We start from the raw sequence: 18,116 nt of genomic DNA on the forward strand, positions 1-18,116 counted from the left end.
TACTTGCCTATTTCGTTTTATCATTCACCCATAGAGCTTGATGCACGGCGTCTGTCGGTCGCGCCATAGATCTTGCCATCTTTGACTTCAATGGCATTCAAGCCACTGACGACTGGAATGACATGCACCGGGTAACCGAGCTGCATGAACTCTGGTACTAACATTTCGGCGTAGGTTTTCTTTTCGACGAGTAAACCCGTTGGGTCATAAGGTTTGGTGCGATCAATCTTAGTGCCGTATTGGATGTTTGGAAGGTCAATGGCTTCCTGCGCAGACAGATCCCAATCTAAAACTCCAACTACGGTTTTTAACACGTACCCCGGAATTTGCGAGCTACCTGGAGAGCCGACAACTAAACGCAGGTCGTCTTTTTTATCCATAACCATTAACGGTGTGATTGCTGAACGAGGTCGCTTACCTGCTTCGATGGCATTTTGAGTCGGTTTACCGTTTATGGTGGGTTTGGTGGAGAAGTTTGCCATTTGTGCGTTGAGAATTACACCATCGACCATTACTCCTGAACCCATACCAGTGCCGACGGTGCTAGTCATAGCAATGGCATTACCGTCTTTGTCGATAATGGATATGTGCCCGGTATCTTGGCTCTCAAAACCTTGATACTGAGCGTAATCAGTATCGGATAGCTTGCCTGCTTTCGGGTTTGTTTTCGCAATGCCACTCTCAGGAATGAGCTTACGTCGCTCGTCGATGTAAGCTTTGTCGAGTAGGGCAGCAACGGGCGCTTCGATGTAATCTGGGTCACCGGCATAAGCGATGCGATCGGCCTTAGCGATTCTCATGGCTTCGGTCATCAAGCGCCAAGGTTCAACATCGGTTTTAGACATGTCGGCTAAGTCATAGGCTTCCAACATTTCAAGGCTTTGAGCAACCATCACACCACCAGATGCTGGATAACCAAACGAGACAATCTTGTTGCCTCGGTAGTCGCTTTCGATAACCTCGCGTTGTTTGACTTGGTACTGTTCAAAATCTTCGATAGAGAGTTTTGCATGGTCGGCATCGATTCGGCTGTTAACCGTTTCAACGATGTGCTTACCAAACTCGCCACCATAAAGGTACTTATCACCTTGTTGAGCAATGTTGCTCAGAGTGTCGGCAAGCTTTGGGTTCTTCATCAATGTGCCGGTCGGTTTGATTTGGTCGTCATTCCAATACAGGGCTTCGATTTCTGAATCTTCAATCAATCGTTCTTGTTCACGAACCACGATGTCGTAGGTGTAGCTGTTCATCGCGTAGCCCTTGCTTGCCAGTTCAATTGCGGGTTGAACAAGCTCAGACCATGGCAGTTTTCCGTATTGTTGATGAGTGCTATAGAGCAAACGAAGTGTGCCGGGAACCGCTACAGAACGAGCCCCTAAAATCTCGTTTCGACTTAGCGCTTCTCCATTTTCCATGAACATGTCTGGAGTAGCACTTGAAGGGGCTTCATCTCGTCCATCAAGTGCGAGGAATTGATCTTTGTCTTTTTGGTAAAACAGCGCGAAAGTACCGCCGCCAATCCCAGTCATATCCGGTTCAACCACCGACATTGTCATCTGCATCGCCACCATTGCATCGACTGCATTACCTCCTTGCTTGAGTACCGAATACCCAGTGCTGCTTACATATGGATTCGTTGCACTTACCATAAACTCTTCGCCAGTTTCGTCTGGCGTAATTGGAAAAGGATTTGGCTCAGCCGCGAAACCGACCGCTGAAACCAAACTTAAAGATAAAGTCGCTATTCGCATGCGTTCTCCGTTTAAGGTATCTGTTTATTCGCTCTTAGGTTGACCAAATTAAGGTAGTGAAGTTCTTTAGTTTGCAGCCTTCTTACACAATATTGACGGCTCTGACATTAATCGCCAAACCAACTAAATGTTTTTCTATTAAAGGATAGTTAAGGCCAATGTTATGGCTTGTTAAGCATGACAATTCAAAGACATTAAAAAGCCCAAGGTTATTTGATTACCTTGGGCTTTTATTTAATGGTGATTGTCTAATTTTGGGTTAGAAGACGAAACTCAACATGATGGTATAAAGGACGGCATCTTTGTCATCAAAACCAGTAAGTGCGTTGAAATTCTCAACAAAGGCACCGTTTGCTTTACGAGCCTCAAAATATTGCACTTCGCCATTGATGGAGACGTTAGGTAACACATCGTAATCCACACCAATTAGGTAGCTGTTTCCTGTTAGGTGTTCGTGAGAATCAAACTCTGCTCCGTAAACGACGTATGGAGTGAATAAATCTAGTCTGTAGCCCAAACTAGCGTACATCGAGGACGAGATGTCACTGATTTGCCCTTCACTGGCAAGTACAGCTTGGCCGAATTCGTACTCAGCACCTAACGACCAAAGTTGGATGTGTTGGTTGTCTGCTGTTGGAAGTGAACCGATGTTTTTAATCTTTACGGTTTGGTCAAAATTGGAATCGAGGAATGACAAATTCCAACGATAATCTTCTCCACTCAATTGTAGATTGGCACCAAACATTCGATTTGTTTCAAATTCAAGCTCAGTTGTCGAATTGAAGTCGACTTCATTGTTATCTTTAATACCGAAAAATGGAGAGAGTAGTAGGGTAGCTTCATCGCTTACATCATGAGTCCAGCTCACTTTTATGCCATTGAAAGCTGTGATTCCGAGAACGCTGTTATACACCTCTGTAGGTGGCCTCGCGGTCATATAGGCTTGGCCTACATAGTAGTACTCAGAGGCAAGGAACAGTGGCAGCCTCAAGCGTCCAATACTTACATCAAAGTCATTAAATTCATAGCCTAAGTAAGCCCACTCTAGCTGCGGTTCACTCCAATCATATTGGGGTGGCTTGACAACTTGCACGGAAGCTTTGAATGAGTTGTAGAAGTAATCGAGTTGAACACCAAATGTGGTATCACAGTCGTAACAGCTCTCATCAGTAAAACCGCGGTTGATGATTAATGGATTATCGTTATCCGATGTTGCCCAAGACGTTGAGCCAAAGCCACTCAAGGATAAATTATCGGTAAGTTCGATATTCGCAAAAGCCGGAGAGGCCATTGAGGCACATAACACTGACGTAATTATTCTTTTCATATTATTTCTCCGAACTTATAACGTAGAGAACGTTGGCATTTTGAGGAACCGAAGAGAGTGGGGAGTAACCAATACGGTTTGGTTTGTCATCAAGCCAGTCGACTAAGCTGTCGGTTGACGCCGTTTTGATTTCTCTTGGATAACGCGCTTTTCCTGAAAAAGATAAACCAGCCCAGTGTGCATTCATTTGAGCGGCATTTTTTCCAAGCAAAAGCTGATAAAAGTCCTCTCTTTCGGCACTGTTCTCAGGCCAATCAGACAGTTCAACACGTTTGCCATTGAGGCGCTTAGTTTTCCCTCTATAGAGCTTTCGCGCTTTGTTTATTGATATCTCCTCAAATCCAGAGTCTAAAGAAAATATGGCATAATCTTCAGCGGCGTGAGCAGGGCTTAGAAAAAGCAAGCTTCCTAATAGCCCTACCGCGACTGGCAACATGACTCTGCGGGGAAGTGTTTTTATTGTTCTAATCCAATCCATGAGGTGTCTCCTAACAAGTCGCACTTTCTATTTGATGGAATAGTTTTTCTTTTCTTACGGGCTTCGCTACGTATCCATCCATTCCGGAATCAAAGCACTTTTGAATATCATCATCGATAACACTGGCGGTTAACGCGATAATAGGAGTTTTGCTTAAGCCTTGGTTTTTCTCGTGTTCTCGAATCTCCTTAGTTGCCGTGAAACCGTCCATAACGGGCATCATGCAATCCATCAAAATAATGTCGAAGCTACTGTCGTTCTGGTACATATCAACGGCAATTTGTCCGTTGTCTGCAATTTCAAAGGCATATCCGGCCTTCTTCAGCATGATAGAAGCTACTTTTTGATTGACGCGGTTGTCTTCGACTAGCAAGATTCTTTCTGATTTGCTCGGAATTGCGTTTTGTTCCGCTTCTTCAGGCAAAGTACGTTTGGTCGCAGCCCCGTTGATAATCGGAGTGACAGTTGCAGGTTGTTTCTTAGGTTGAGCTTTATAGGAAGCTGGTAGTGGCATAGCTTCTACCGCGGTGAGCACTTTCTCTTTAAGCATTTCGAACTTGAATGGTTTTGGTACATAGTCATCCATACCAACGTCGAAACACCTCTGAATATCGTCATCGATGACACTGGCGGTCAATGCAATGATAGGGATGCGTCGCGTCGCTTCCGTTTCTTTTTCAATTCTTCGGATGTTGCTTGTTGCATCAAAGCCATCCATAACCGGCATCATGCAGTCCATGAGTATCGCCGCGTAATGAGGATTAGCTGTGAACATGTCCACAGCTTCTTGACCATTATTAGCGAACTCGAATTCAAAACCACTTTTACCGACATGAAGACCAGCAATTTTTTGGTTGATCTTGTTGTCTTCAACGATGAGGATTTTGTGTTGGATCTCGACTGGTGTTTGGCTTGCTTCTGATAGTTCCGCCAAACCTCGAGTATCACAAAGCTCAATAGCTTTAATTAAACGCAAGCCGAGTAGCGGCTGTGCGACTTGTGCAGTAACGCTGTCACCAAGATCCGCGGGCTCACTTAAGAAGGAACGTATCAAACAGATAGTGATGCCGTTTTGGTGCAGCTTTGCTAAGTTATCTGCGTGGGTATTAGCTAGGAATGCGTCATCTTCGGCGAAAACGACAGTGATAGGTTTAGTGTGTTTTTGAGTGGAGATCTGCTCTGTAATTGCCGTTATATCATTCGTTTTATCGGTAACCTTCAAACCATAAAGGTTAAGGTCGGACTCGATTCGCTCGGAGAGCATGTTTTCGTTACTCAGTACATAAATATCAGCTGTTGCTGAACTTGGTTTTGGCAGTATCAAGTCAACAGGCAATTCCAAGTCGAAGTAGAAACAACTCCCTTCACCTTTGACGGAGTCGAGTTGAATTTGGCCTCCCATCAGTTCAACTAACTGTGTACTGATGGCTAGACCAAGACCAGTACCACCAAATTGACGTGTGGTTGAATCGTCTTCTTGAGCGAACGGTTCAAATATCTGTTTTTGTTGCAGTGAATCGATACCAATACCCGTGTCTCGTACAGCAAATCGAATGGTGGCATTGTTATCTGCTTTGTTGAGCGTTTGAATTGATAATGTGACGCCACCTTCAGCCGTAAACTTCACCGCATTCGACATAAAGTTCATCAAGATCTGTCTTAAACGGTGATCGTCTATCATCACGCGTGCTGGTGTATCTGGGCTGATATCAACGTTAATCGATATTCTTTGTTCTTTCGCTTTTGGTGCCACAATAGAGGCGATGTCGTATATCGACTCTCTAATCGATGCAGAATGCGGGCTGATTAATAGCATGCCAGACTCAATTTTAGAGAAGTCTAAGATATCGTTGATTAAGCTAAGGAGCAGTTGGGATGAAGTTTCGATCGTATCAACATAGTCACGTTGTGTCGGTGTAAGCGGCGTATCTGCGAGGATTTCCGAAATACCAATAACACCATTGAGCGGGGTGCGAATTTCATGAGACATGTTGGCCAAGAAGCTACTTTTTGCTTTGCTGGCTTGTATTGCGTGGTCTTTCGCGTGTTCGGCATCCTCTTTGGCTCTCTCTGCGTCTTCTTTTGCTACCGTCAATCTATCTTTCGCGAGCTCTCGTTCGATGGTCAATCGTTCAACTTGCTGAGCAAACAGACTGAGTTCATCTTTACCTTGGATTAATTTATCTAAAGAAGGGCGCGTGTCATCATTTTCGCTTTTTAAGAAAGCTAACACCAAATTAAGGTTGTTAGTGACTTGTCTCGCCAAGCTAAGAGTTAAACCCATAACAATCGCTGCCAGCAAAGCGACGATTGAGATAAACAGGGTTCGTTGTATTTGCGCGTCATAGATGGCTTGCTCAACTTCTTGTTGAAACTCTTGCTTGATTACGCCGCCAAGGCTTTGTAATAAGTTGAGCCGTGCGCTCATCGCTTCTAAGCCGACAGACACTTCTTGTGGCGTCAGTTGGCTGATTGTATTTAGGTCGAGTAGCGCGCTTCTTATCTCTTGGCTTTGAGCAAACACATCATTTCGAAACACTTCAACCATCAAAGAAACTTGATGTTCGTTGGCGTTCAATGAAACAAAGCGCTCTAAGAACAATTGCTGTCTTTCACTCAAGGTTTTGATCTGTTCGGCGAGTTCTGGGTCGTACTCTTGGCTGATTTGGAAGATCTCAATCAGTGAACTACCAAGCTTGAACTCTTCGTTCGACCAAAACATCAACCACTCAAGTTGTTGAAGGGCAGTGAGGTGCTGTTGAATTTCACGTTTAGTGTTTTCAAAAGGGACTTTCTCTACTTCAAGTAACAGTTGCTTGTATAAATCGCTCTGCCATTCGAGGGCATCCAATTTATCGTAAGTGTCATTCGCTTCCATCGTTGATAGGGTCGCTTCACTGAAATCTGAAACCAGTTGATTCATTTCATCAGAAGCACCTAAAAAAATGATAGGCGAGAGTGTTTTCAATTCTGCCTTTACTTGGCTGCTTTGTGTTGCGAACTCTTCAGGGCTAGAAGCGAGGGTACTTCGATATAAGACCGAGATATCTTGAAGGTACACAGATAACTGATTGGTCCGCTCAAAATCGGTTAATTGAGTCGTTAAAATATAAGCCTGTCTACCTGCTAGGAAGAGTAATAATGAAATGGGAAGTAGAACTAAGCCAAAGAGTTTATGTTTGACTGAAAGGTTATTCCAGACCGTAATCGCCATATAAGGATCCATCCAACTGTCGTTATATAAAAACAGTAGAATAAAAATGCCGATATGGAAACTTTGAAACGGTAAATTTTACGTAAGTGTGGGAGGGGTATAAGTTCTTGTGATTTCAGAGCTTATTTTGAAATGCGTTCTTTTATTAGTAATTTATAGCGTTTGGCAGTTTGTTTAATTTTATGCTTATTGATGAATCACTTAAAAAGCTTATTAATGAGGACGATTGCTATCGAGGCTTAATTCGAAAAGAAGTTGCTCTAATACGGTTTTTGCAGAGGGTTCTAATGTCCAAACATAGACTGAACCTTAAGCATTAAGACCAGCATAAATCCCGTCTAACGTGATGTTTTTCTTTGACTTCCTCTGGGCGGACTTTTGTGCGTTCTTAAATATATAGCTAGAGGCCCATTCCAGTTTATTGCCTATTTCTGACCATGCCTTGTGGCTGATACATTCAAATATGGGCAACAGCCACACATCCACATTTTTTGCCGCCTTAAACAGCGAGACCGATGGCATTATCTGAAGCGCAGTACTGCGCCTGATGATCAGCGAGAGTAAACTGGCCCAGATAAGCCCATCAACGATGGCCTTTTGTGCGGTGACAAATCGTTGCCAGTTTGTGTGAGATTTTAATTCTTTAAAAAGCAACTCCACCTGCCATCGACAGCGGTAGATCGCCATTATGTCATCAGCAGTATAGGTACCTGAAGGCAAGTTAGTTAACCAAATACAGAATCGCTTTTCTTCTGCAAACCAACGTCTTACCACTCTAAATTCTTGCTTACCACTACGAACTTTAAGGTCGAGTACCTGTGAGCGATTAGTACCTCGAGTGATGTCTTTGAGCTTCTTTCCTTCTAGTTTAGATAAATGCCGGCCCTGACCGTTTCTCGCTTCTATAACATGAGGATTCAGGGACTTTGCTCCTCGAAAAATATAGAAACCACCATACAGTTCAAGCTCAGTAAAGAATTGGAAGTCAGGGTACCCTGCGTCAGCCAACAACAATTTGTTACTCATTGTTTTGGGGGGCGGGCAAAAAGTCTCTTTCTGATGCTGTATCAGCGCTGATGCTCATTGCGACTGGAGAAAAGCTTTTTTAAAGACATTGTCATATGGCATTCAACTGCGGCTGGATTGCGTTTAAATCGGCTCGGGTAAACGTTCGAAAGGTCACGATGAATGTGGAAAGAGCTACCATCTTGAAGCAGCACATCATCAAAGGTGGCGAGTTTATCTGGTAGGTTGGCACTCTGCTGGCGAGCAAACTGAGCTATCGCTCGCATGGCCAATTGGCGCATGAATATCGGAAATTCTTCTTTTCTTAACTGGTTATGGTAGGGCTTATAAGCCACAGTATCTTTAGCGCTTAAGCACATCCCATTGAATTGCCTTAGTAAATCGGCAATAGATGAGCAGTTTCCTTTGCTCAAAGCGGCCACTAGGCTTACTACTAGCTGGTCGGGTAAGATAGCCCGACATCGCTTCATAAGTCCTGTACTTTTCGCCATTTTTTGAAGGCTATCAGCATTAAAGAATTGCTTAAACTGCTTTTGTAGGGAGATAATCGTCATCGGCTTCACGGTTGATATGGGTGGTTTGTTTGGCGACGATTATCTGATCATAAATGAAGCCTTTTTTCTATCTAAATAAATAGCTTAGAGCTTAAGATCCTGTCTATGAATGTCCAAATACCGAGCATTCTGTTAAGTGCGGCGCGATACACTCTGTTTTTGAGTAGGAAGGCGAGTGTGCTCGTATCATTGCTGAATACGTGCATTTGTACGACGGTGAGCTCTGCTTTGTTCTCAATATCTATTTTCTGAAGATTGAAAGCGGGTAGGAAGGCAGATTCATACCAAACCTCAACGATCTCTCGAAGCTCCATCTCTTCTTCAGGTACATCGCACTCCTGAAGTTGGTGGTTTTCAGGGATTGCGGATAAGTAAGCTACATCAAGCTTGTCTGCAACGAATGTGTACATATTCTTCCTTGTTACCTGTGGTATTGGGGCGAATCATCCCTCTCACTTATGAATTTGTCAATTATATCCATTTCCCTAAATAGCGAATTGTGATTAAGCGTTGAGGTTTTAGCTTAAGCTGTTTAAGTATTTGTCTGTTAAGCCAAAATATTTCAAATTCCCATCCGGCTCTAAAACTAAACTCATGTTTGATGTTGCGATCAAACCAGGGTCGTTAGTCGAAAAAATCACGGTCTTATTCAACAATTTATCGGAGAACAGGCGATTAAAGTATTGAGCGTTTTCTTGCTCTGCACCGTTGAACGGTTCATCAATGATAATCAGAGATTGCTCACAGTTACCTAGGCCAAGCGCCAGCCGCAACTTTTGTTGAATTCCATTCGGAAGACTTTTGCATTTATCTACGCTTAACTGAGTAGCCAAGCCTTCCGGAAGCCATTCATCTAACTCGAAGAAGCTCACCATCTCTTGCATCTTGTCTGTTGGAATCAGCCCGTTATGTAGAATGAAGTTGGTCTCGAGTGAGCCTTCAAAAATATGCAAATTAAAAGGGATGTAGTTAATCGAGGTACGATAACGGTAGCTATTGAACTGTTTAATGTTGTAACCATCGACAGAAACTGCGCCTTGATACCGGTCTTCTAACCCAGCAATGATTGAAATTAAGGTGGTTTTTCCGCAGCCTGTTGGGCCACAAATGACCACTTTTGCACTGGGTGGGATTTTGAACCCCAAGTTAGTTAAACCCGTCGCGGCTCCTGCGTATCGGTGACTGACTCCGCTGCCCACAATGCTGCCTTGGAACAGGCGAATAGGCGGGCTTTTCTCTAAGGTTAATTTGTCGTCATTCATCGACATTAAATTGTTGATTTGCGCGGACGAAGCCTTAATCGACTGGAACTTAGAAATTGAGTTATAGATACCCATGATTGGGCCTAACGCTTTCCAAACCAAAATAACGGTTGCGAGCATGGCACCCGCATCAGAAGTACCTTCCATCACGCCGATTACCGCGGTCACGATACTTGCTGTACCAATCACTTGAATCAAACTGCCGCCAGCGGCCTGAATCTTACTGTTAGTCACGGCAACGTTCTCTGCATCGCTGGTGCTTTGCATATGCGATGCACTGAATCGAGATTGAACGACACGAAGTAAAGGCAGGCCTTGGATTGTTTTGATACCACGAAGGATTTCGTTCCATTGATACGAGACCATCGCATTGGCGCGCGAACTTTTGGATGTGGCCTGCGAGTAGATATAGCGCGAGTAAATACAGAACACTAACATCAGGATCAAACCACCCATCACCACTAATGCCGCTGTACCAGACATCAGAGCAATGGCGATGATAAATACGATCACAAACGGCATATCAAAATAGCTGAGGGTTGATTCGGCAGTCACCAAGCGTCGGAAGGTATCGATATCTTTCAAACGTGCTAGCTGAGAAGAGACCCCAGCAGTAGATGTCATCGCATAGGGTAGCCAAAGTAACTTAGATATAACGGCTTGCGAGATGTGCACGGCGAGATCTTTACCGGACGTGGCAATGATATTTACCCGCATCTTTTTAAAGAAATACTCCGAGAAGCCAACAATAATGGCGAATAAGGTTAACCAATAGAGTGTGGCTTCGGAGCTCGAAGTCAGTGCGAAGTTATATACACTCATAATAAAGAATGGCTGCAATGCACCGAGAATACTGATGACGAAGCTGAGAATGATCAGGCTTTTAAGTTCATTGTTATAACGATAGAAAGCGTATTTAATCCAATTACTTCTGTCTTGCGATTCCGGAGGTGGTTCGCGGAACAGACGAGAATATTCGCTAATCGCAATCAGCAAACAGGGCTTTTTACACATTGGGTATTCAATGGTGTTGTTGTTCGTGTAATCAAACAGCAGCAACTTTCCATCTTTGGTGCCTAAGAAAATCGCACTTAGATTCTCTATTTCAATAAAGCATGGGTGAGGGTGTTTATCGATATTCTCGAGTGTCTTTAATTTGGTCACATCACAGCGATACCCAAGACGCTCTATGGTTGCTGTAAAGCTGTCGCCGTCTTTGGGTTTTGGAATAAAAGCATCGCTGAGTATAGCGGGTGTGCCTTCCCATTCGAGTGCTATCAGGGTGTAGGCCAAACCACGAATAAGTGGCGATTGACTGTAACGTTCGTCGTATCCACTAGATTCAAAATCCAAGACACGTTGCGGTACATTATTGAAGTCGACTAAGATACTCATTGGTCACCTCCGGTAAGTTTTACGCGTTTGAGGCGATGGTTAAGCTTGTCCATTTTATTACTGGCGATGATCAAGATTTTGTCGTTGGCTCGATAAGCTGTACTGGTGAGAACCACTCTCGCAAATTCGTCATCAAACACACAATCGATGTCATCAAATATCAATACGCGTTTACTGGCGAGCAGGGCGCGAACTAATAATAGGGCGTAGCCAACTTGGCGTGAAAATGGGTTACGCATATGGCCTTTGAGTTCTGTATAAAAACCGGCAGGAAGCCCATCAATTTGAGCTTTGATGTTCATGGTTTCACACAGTGCAAACGCCGTGTTATTCAAGCTTGGGCGGAAACAGGTGAGGTTATCGATAATCGTCCCTTCTACGAACGAACTGGTCTTATCAACCATCAGAACACTGTTACGCCAAACGTTGTAATTGACGTCATCCAAAGGCGTGTCGTTAATCATGATATCGAGTTTGCTATCACTGTTCTGACGCGTAATACAGTTAGCGAGGTGGGTCTTACCAGAACCACTTTTCCCTGTCAGCAAATAGGCTTGTCCGAGTTCGAACTCGATGCGCTGCTTTTCAGAATACTTAACCGAAATACGTTCTACTTCTGTTGTTTCATGTTGGTGCTCGACAGAGGCTGCCAATTCAAGGAGATCAGCGATACGTTGGATATGGAGTTTGTTCAATTCCCAGCGGCTCGCGGTGCGCATTACTTGCTGGTAAGGCGCAAAATAACGGTTGGTTAGCATGATGATGGCGGCCATGATGCCTTGACTCGATTCCATATTGATAACGGCTGTTGCTAGTACTACCACAACACAAGCAATGGAGAGCTGTTGGATGAGCGCCAATATTAGGCTGAAGTTCGATTCAATCTGCTCATATTTGATGTTCTCAACTTCGCGTTCTTCGACCATTTGTGTCATCAGGCTTTCAACGCGGTATTCCATATTTCGAGCTTTGATATCAAGCGGACTAGAGATGATCTCGATGATTTTGGAGGTGGTTAACCCTTCGATGTCTGACTTATTCTGCAAGCTACCAATTTTCTGTTTGGAAAGGCTCCAAGCGAAAATAGCTAAGACGGCCGAGGCAATTAGAAGGGTAATACCAGCCCATATGTTGATGAGACCGATGATAAGTATAGTAATCACGCTAACAGCAAGGTTGATAAGCGCTCGAACTGACTCACCACCAAAAAAGGTTTTAAGTTCAGGAATCGTTGAGATTCGTTCTAGGTATTCGCCTGGTTCCAAACGACGGAATTTAGAGATTTCCGCCAAACAAATGGATTGGAATACCTTGTTGGTTAGGTTAGTTTCAAACAGCCTCATGATGACGGAGGAAATTTTCTCTTCCTGACTTTTTAAGTGGTAGTCGAGGAAGATGGAAATCAAAATAATCGCGAACAATAAGAACAGCGTATCTTGTGCTTGGTTGGGTAACACTCGGTCAAAAATGATCAGAATAGAGAAGGGCAGCACCAAACCAAACAGGGTCGATATTATCGTTGAGAAAGTCAGATAACACTTATCTGCCATGTTGATCTTTTGCGAAAACTGCTCAGTTTGCATTGTGACCTCCTTTTCTCAATGACTCCGTTGAGAGAAGGTGTTTAGGCACCAAATCTTGATTGTCTCGTCCCTCAATATCGCTCATCAATTGCATGATGCTCTCTATCGATTGAATTGAGAGTATGCCTTTAATTTGCTCAAGCTTGATTGTCTCGATGATGTAGTCGTATCGTGCGCTTTCATAGTCTCTCAAAGCGCTGAACAGTTTACTTTCCGCCGCCAGCAAGTCGGTGATGGTACGCGTGCCTAATTGGTAGGCTCTTTGGATCCCTTTATAAGAGGCGTAGTTGGCGCGAATGATGTTTTCGTAACTGCTTATAGACTGTGAGAAATCGTTAATATTGAGCACTGAGGTAGTCACGCTGTTACGTGTGGTATAAAGCGAATCTTGGTAAAGCAGTTCAGTACGCTCGATGGCCGTCGATGATTTTTGATAGCCGTAGTAATCAGAGCCACCAGACAAGATAGGCACGGCGAGGTTTAACCCAACACTGGTTGAGTTACTTTCGCCTGTCGCTGTAATGTCGGTTTTGTCGTAGTTATTGGCGTCATCGTGTCGATAGCTGGCTGAAAGCGATACGGTCGGTAAGAAGTTCGAACCGCTCTCTTTTAAGCTTCTGCGGCTTCTCTCTACGTTTTTCTTTGCCACCAACAAGTCGTTATTCAGCTTTAACGCCTGATCCATGATCGAGCGTTGTTCAGTTTCGTTGATCTCTTTTAAAGGCACGCTTTCGTATATGTCTTGTGACGGAGTAATAGGGTATTGAATTTGAATAGAGAGCCCGTTGAGAATGACACGACGATCTTTCTGCAAGGTTCTTAATCGGTTCGACACACCTTCTTTCTGAGCTATTACTTCGTACAGCTCACTGGCAGCGGTGTTACCTAGCTCTACATTACGTCGCATTTGATGTTCACGCGTTTCGGACGATTTAAGCTCAACTTTAGTCGCTTTGATTTGGGCGTTGTTTTTTAAATACTCAAAGTATTGAGAACCGATTTCCGAAATGGTGCTTTGGATTTTGTTCTCGTGTTTAATCTCTTCGATATTGAAGTCGAGTTTTGCCGTCCCATATTTGAAAATGTCGCCAAGGTTGAATATGGATTGGGATAACGAAAGACTGTAGCTGTTTGAGTTATAGCTAGAGGTTTCATCCGGCACGCTCGATAGCAAGGTTTCATTCTCGTTCCATGTGGTATCGGCAGCACCATTGAGTGAAGGCAGAAATTTAGAGCGACTAATACCAATGTTGTACTCGTTTTCTTCCACGCCCTTATCACTAGCGCGAAGAGACAGGCTGTTTTGCAGGCCGAGCTCTACCGCTTCAAGCAGGGTAGTCGCCGATGCTGAAGGTGTCGTGCTTAATACAAGCGCAGCCATGATGCTGCTAGTTAAGTTTTTGTACCGCCACATACTTGTTGATCACCTTGATGATTTGGTCGCTTTTATAAGGTTTGCTGATCACGTAATCCATTCCGGCCTCAATACAAGCCTGGTGTTCGTTACTGCTGGTCAATGCGGTTGCACCTATGATGGTACAAGGGTTTTTCTCGTTTTGTTGTTCGAATTGGCGAATACGTTTTGTTGCTTCGATGCCGCCCATACCCGGCATGATGCAGTCCATGAAAATGATGTCTGAGCGTTTATTCATGAAGTGTTTCACTGCGTCAGCGCCATCGCCAACCATGTCAGGTTCATATTCTTGTTTGGTAAGAATCCGTTTCAGTAAAATCTGCTGAACTCGGTCATCCTCTACGATAAGGAATGAGCTGTTTTCCATCTGTTCTTCCGATGCTTCCGCTTCCATAATGGTGAGTAGGTTTGGAATGAATTCGTAAGGAATAGCAGGAGCGTTGATGATTTTGTCGACAAAGCTATGACACTCTTGTGCTTGCTGAGTGTTGGTCACTGACAACAGTAACTTGGTATTTGGGTGGTTCTTAAGTTGGGATTTCACTGTTTTACTCAGTGAGGGCAGTTTGTTGGGTTCAAAGGTATCGGTCAGCATAATCGCATCGTATTCACCGAACGTTTTAGCCGCTGAGAAAAGCTCATTTGCAGTACGAATTTCGGTGATCTCTAGCCCCAAGTTACTGAGCATTTTCTTCATCACATCTATACGAACTTGAGTATTAGCACACAAGAGTAAACGCTTGCCATCAAAGCGAGTTTTCTCTGTGTGGAAGTTCTTAGCCTTAAGATCAAGCTCGATCTGAAAACGTTCCTGAGCCCCTGACTGGAACCAGTGGCTCTCGTAATATCCGTAATCCTTCAGAACGCTTTTCGCTAAGTCATCTGTGCTGGCTGTATGGTCTTTGTGTGCGCTCCAATGGAGTTTGTTGAGCTTGGCAACAGAAACATCCAGTGTTGATAAGAAGTTGAGGTTGATGGTGACACGGGTATTTTCCATGTCTGAAGCCGCACCCGATTCAATCGTTACAAACAGTTTCTTATTTGATTTGAGTTGAATAGCGTTAGAAAGTTGAAGGAACAGTATCCAGAATAAGCTGGTGGATTGGCCTGCAACACGATTCGGTAAGTTGTCAGAGATAAAACAGTCAAGTTGGCTTTCATTACGTTGTACTTTGGCACTGATATGAATCATTAATTCCGACAAGACGTTGAGTAGTGAAAATTCTTTCGATTTACTTTCCGTCCCCTGTGATATCAAGCGATTATAGTTCTCTGCTAACTCAGATAAAGTACTACATGCAGAGGTAATATCGTTCGCCATCAACACGCCGTTTTCATCGGTTTCTTGAACCAGATATTGGACGCCACCGTTAATGGTGTTTGTAATTCCGCGAATCTCATAACCGATCAGCGCATACAACTGTTTGTAGAGATCGTTATTGCGCTTTTGGTCTTCTAATTTACTGAAAATAAGTTTGAGATGAGAGTAAATCTGACGCTGCTTGGGGTTGATGCTCACTTCATTAAGAAGCTCTTCAAGACGTTGTAAATTTAGCTGCTTCAGCTCTTGATACAGGGCATCGAATTCATAGTCGATTGCGCGTTCGTTAGAACTGGATTTCTTTAGCTTCAACATAGCAACTGAGTTGGATAGAATCGTAATCACAGCCAATATCACGACCACCATAAACAACCAGATAAAGAACTCGTTTTTTTCTGACATTAAGTCATTCGCATGGTTGTTAAACATGGTGCGATAGTTGTCGTCCATCTTCAGGTAGTTATTGGTCAATGAAAGGTACAAGCCTAATACGTCGTTACGCGTTTTAGGACTATCGGAGAAACGATTAATCGCCAATTCCAGTTGCGTGTATTCAGTTGCTCCAACCAAGCTGAACTCGGTTTTGTTCAACGAGGCTAAAGAGCGAAACTCATCAATTTCACGCTTCAAGTGAACTAGGTTGAACTCGTTAGTGCCGCAAGTGTTGGTACTTAAACACTGTTGCAGAGTTTGAATATCTTGTTCTATGGTCTGATTAAGCTTCTGGGCTTGTATGAGCAGTGGGGCGCTTTGCACTTGTGCGACTGAATCTATTTTCGACCAAGAAAAGTATAAATAGAAAGCGAGCGCAGCCAATACCACGCTAAATAGTATGCTTAGACGTAGAGCGGGTACGGAAATATTGTACGAAGGTTTACCGCTCATTGATTATCTCTCATCGAAAGCATCCTCGATGGCTGACATCACAGGTTTCGCAGCGTATTCGATCACGCGACGCGAGCCTGTTTTCACATCGGCGGTAAACTCCATGTAAGGTGATAACTTGTATTGAGTGCCTCCTCGCTCAAGAAAGTTTCGGTCAATTTCAATCTCTGCTAAATAGAATTCAGCGTCTTCTTCTTCGTATGATGAACGGCTGATTGAGGCGATGGTTCCCTCAACAAATCCGTATTTTGCAAAGTTATAGGTATCCATTTTCACTTTCACTGCCTGACCAATTTCGACAAATCCCATGTCTTTACGTGGGATCTTCGCTTCACCGTGAAGGGAGTTATTGATCGGTGCAATATCGGCGATACTTTCTCCTGGCGGGATCACAGCAGAACGGAAATTGAAGTGCAGTTTGTCGACCACACCATCCACCGGAGAGTAGACGACTAGGCGATCAACCTTGTCGGAATGCTGTGGTTGTAAGATTCGCTTCAGTTTGAGGTCTTTATTCGCTTGAATGATTTGCGCTTGATACTCAGAGTTTCGATTCTCAACCAAGTCACGGTGTTGTTTTTCAAGCTTGTCGAGCTGGAAACGCTCATTCATCACAGATTCGTCAAGGTTCTCAATCTCACGCACCATATTCGACTCTTGTACTTTCATGTTAAGAACGTCGACATAAGACGCCATCTCTTCTTTATAGAGGGTGTTTTTGATGTTGAGCTGCTTACGTATCAGAGATAGTTGATTTTCTGAACTTTTGCGACGCTTTAACATTGAACTGATCAACGAGTTCTTGTGCTTAATATCGTGAGTGATGAGTTCTTCATTAGAACGATTTTTAGAGAACTCTTGCTTCCACGTATTCATGTTGACCTGAACTTGCTCTGGGTATTTATCAATGAAGGCGTCGAAGTTAGGTTCTATCATGTCGCGTAAGCTTTCATAACGAATCTTATCGAGCTCAATCTGAATAATTTCAGTGTTCACGGTATCAAGTTGAGTGTTACGGTCGAGTGAGCGTATTCGAGCAATAGGTTGGCCCTCATAAACGACTTCACCTTTCCTGACTAACAATTCTTCTAATATCCCGCCTTCTAAATGTTGAACCTTCTCAACATCCGATTCCAATAACAGTTCTCCACGTACAGAAACAACAATGTCGATACGTGCTTGTGACGCCACCGCAATAGCGACCAAAGCGAGCAAGAATATAATGAGCAACGTTTTGTGAACGCTGGTCATGGCACTAGCAAGCACAATAGTGTCATCAGCTGTGACCTTAGAAGCCTCGTTATTGGAAACAAGTGCTTTTCTGAGGTGATGTTCTATTTGGTTATTGCTCATGACTGACCTCGGTTACTTGCCATCTATAACTTCCTTAATATCCAACAAGTGGTTGATTTGTCGATTGACGTTGTGCAATTCAGTTTTTACATCCTCTATTAGATCTTCCGGCGCAGGGAACTTGTGTCTACTCAAATGTTCCAATTTGGCCATTTTGGGCGGAAGGTCTTGGTCGCAAAGCAACGTTAAGATGGTCTTCAACTTTTTTGAGTAACTATTGAGTTCATCAAAACGATTACCGTTATGAAGCTCTTCTATATTTAGGGCTGCGTCAGAAAAGTCATTGTAAAAGTCGCTTAATAGCAATTGCAGCCCTTTGTGGTTGTTGTCGACCGAGCGCAACAAATTCGTCATGTCTATCATCGCTCCACCGCCTTAATTGCTTTAATCACAATAACTAAGGATCTTTAAAGGCAGTTTTCAAATTTTTTTTGATTCTTTCTCTTTAAAAAGAAATTATGAAAAATGTTGTATAAAAAATTGGTTTTTCAAAATGATGTCCTTTAATGCTTCTATAAATACGATCAGTTAGCTAGTAGCAACGGAGGCTGTA

The 18,116-nt window shown here is 43.5% G+C and carries 11 protein-coding genes and 1 pseudogene; all 12 read right to left on the reverse strand.

Annotated elements, in window-relative coordinates; translation table 11 throughout:
• Positions 1 to 20: 20 nt before the first annotated feature.
• Positions 21 to 1,751, reverse strand: coding sequence for a gamma-glutamyltransferase (gene ggt / locus OCV19_RS17710; protein WP_065677132.1), 1,731 nt, complete (start codon positions 1,749 to 1,751; stop codon positions 21 to 23).
• A gap of 259 nt (positions 1,752 to 2,010) precedes the next feature.
• A complete protein-coding gene (locus OCV19_RS17715; protein WP_065677133.1) occupies positions 2,011 to 3,078 on the reverse strand; it encodes a sulfate ABC transporter permease in 1,068 nt (355 codons plus the stop codon).
• A gap of 1 nt (position 3,079) precedes the next feature.
• Entirely contained in the window at positions 3,080 to 3,556 is a 477-nt protein-coding gene (locus OCV19_RS17720) for a hypothetical protein (RefSeq protein WP_065677134.1), read from the reverse strand.
• A 10-nt stretch (positions 3,557 to 3,566) separates the two neighbouring features.
• Positions 3,567 to 6,770, reverse strand: coding sequence for a response regulator (locus OCV19_RS17725; RefSeq protein WP_065677135.1), 3,204 nt, complete (start codon positions 6,768 to 6,770; stop codon positions 3,567 to 3,569).
• Positions 6,771 to 7,079: 309 nt separating this feature from the next.
• Positions 7,080 to 8,350: pseudogene (locus tag OCV19_RS17730) on the reverse strand (IS4 family transposase).
• Between the two features lie 71 nt (positions 8,351 to 8,421).
• Positions 8,422 to 8,760: a hypothetical protein gene (locus OCV19_RS17735; RefSeq protein ID WP_065677769.1), complete on the reverse strand. Its 339-nt coding sequence runs from the start codon at positions 8,758 to 8,760 to the stop codon at positions 8,422 to 8,424.
• Between the two features lie 108 nt (positions 8,761 to 8,868).
• On the reverse strand, positions 8,869 to 11,007 hold the full coding sequence (locus OCV19_RS17740; protein WP_065677768.1) for an ATP-binding cassette domain-containing protein: 2,139 nt from the start codon (positions 11,005 to 11,007) through the stop codon (positions 8,869 to 8,871).
• Positions 11,004 to 12,590, reverse strand: coding sequence for an ABC transporter transmembrane domain-containing protein (locus tag OCV19_RS17745; protein ID WP_065677767.1), 1,587 nt, complete (start codon positions 12,588 to 12,590; stop codon positions 11,004 to 11,006). Before OCV19_RS17745 ends, OCV19_RS17740 begins: the two co-directional genes overlap by 4 nt.
• A complete protein-coding gene (locus OCV19_RS17750; protein ID WP_065677766.1) occupies positions 12,580 to 14,004 on the reverse strand; it encodes a TolC family protein in 1,425 nt (474 codons plus the stop codon). The genes OCV19_RS17745 and OCV19_RS17750 overlap by 11 nt, the downstream gene beginning before the upstream one ends.
• A complete protein-coding gene (locus OCV19_RS17755) occupies positions 13,979 to 16,210 on the reverse strand; it encodes an ATP-binding response regulator (RefSeq protein WP_065677765.1) in 2,232 nt (743 codons plus the stop codon). Before OCV19_RS17755 ends, OCV19_RS17750 begins: the two co-directional genes overlap by 26 nt.
• A gap of 3 nt (positions 16,211 to 16,213) precedes the next feature.
• A complete protein-coding gene (locus tag OCV19_RS17760; RefSeq protein ID WP_065677764.1) occupies positions 16,214 to 17,563 on the reverse strand; it encodes an HlyD family type I secretion periplasmic adaptor subunit in 1,350 nt (449 codons plus the stop codon).
• Between the two features lie 12 nt (positions 17,564 to 17,575).
• Entirely contained in the window at positions 17,576 to 17,926 is a 351-nt protein-coding gene (locus OCV19_RS17765) for a hypothetical protein (protein ID WP_065677763.1), read from the reverse strand.
• Positions 17,927 to 18,116: the final 190 nt, after the last annotated feature.

The organism is Vibrio celticus (assembly GCF_024347335.1).
Lineage (GTDB): Bacteria > Pseudomonadota > Gammaproteobacteria > Enterobacterales > Vibrionaceae > Vibrio > Vibrio celticus.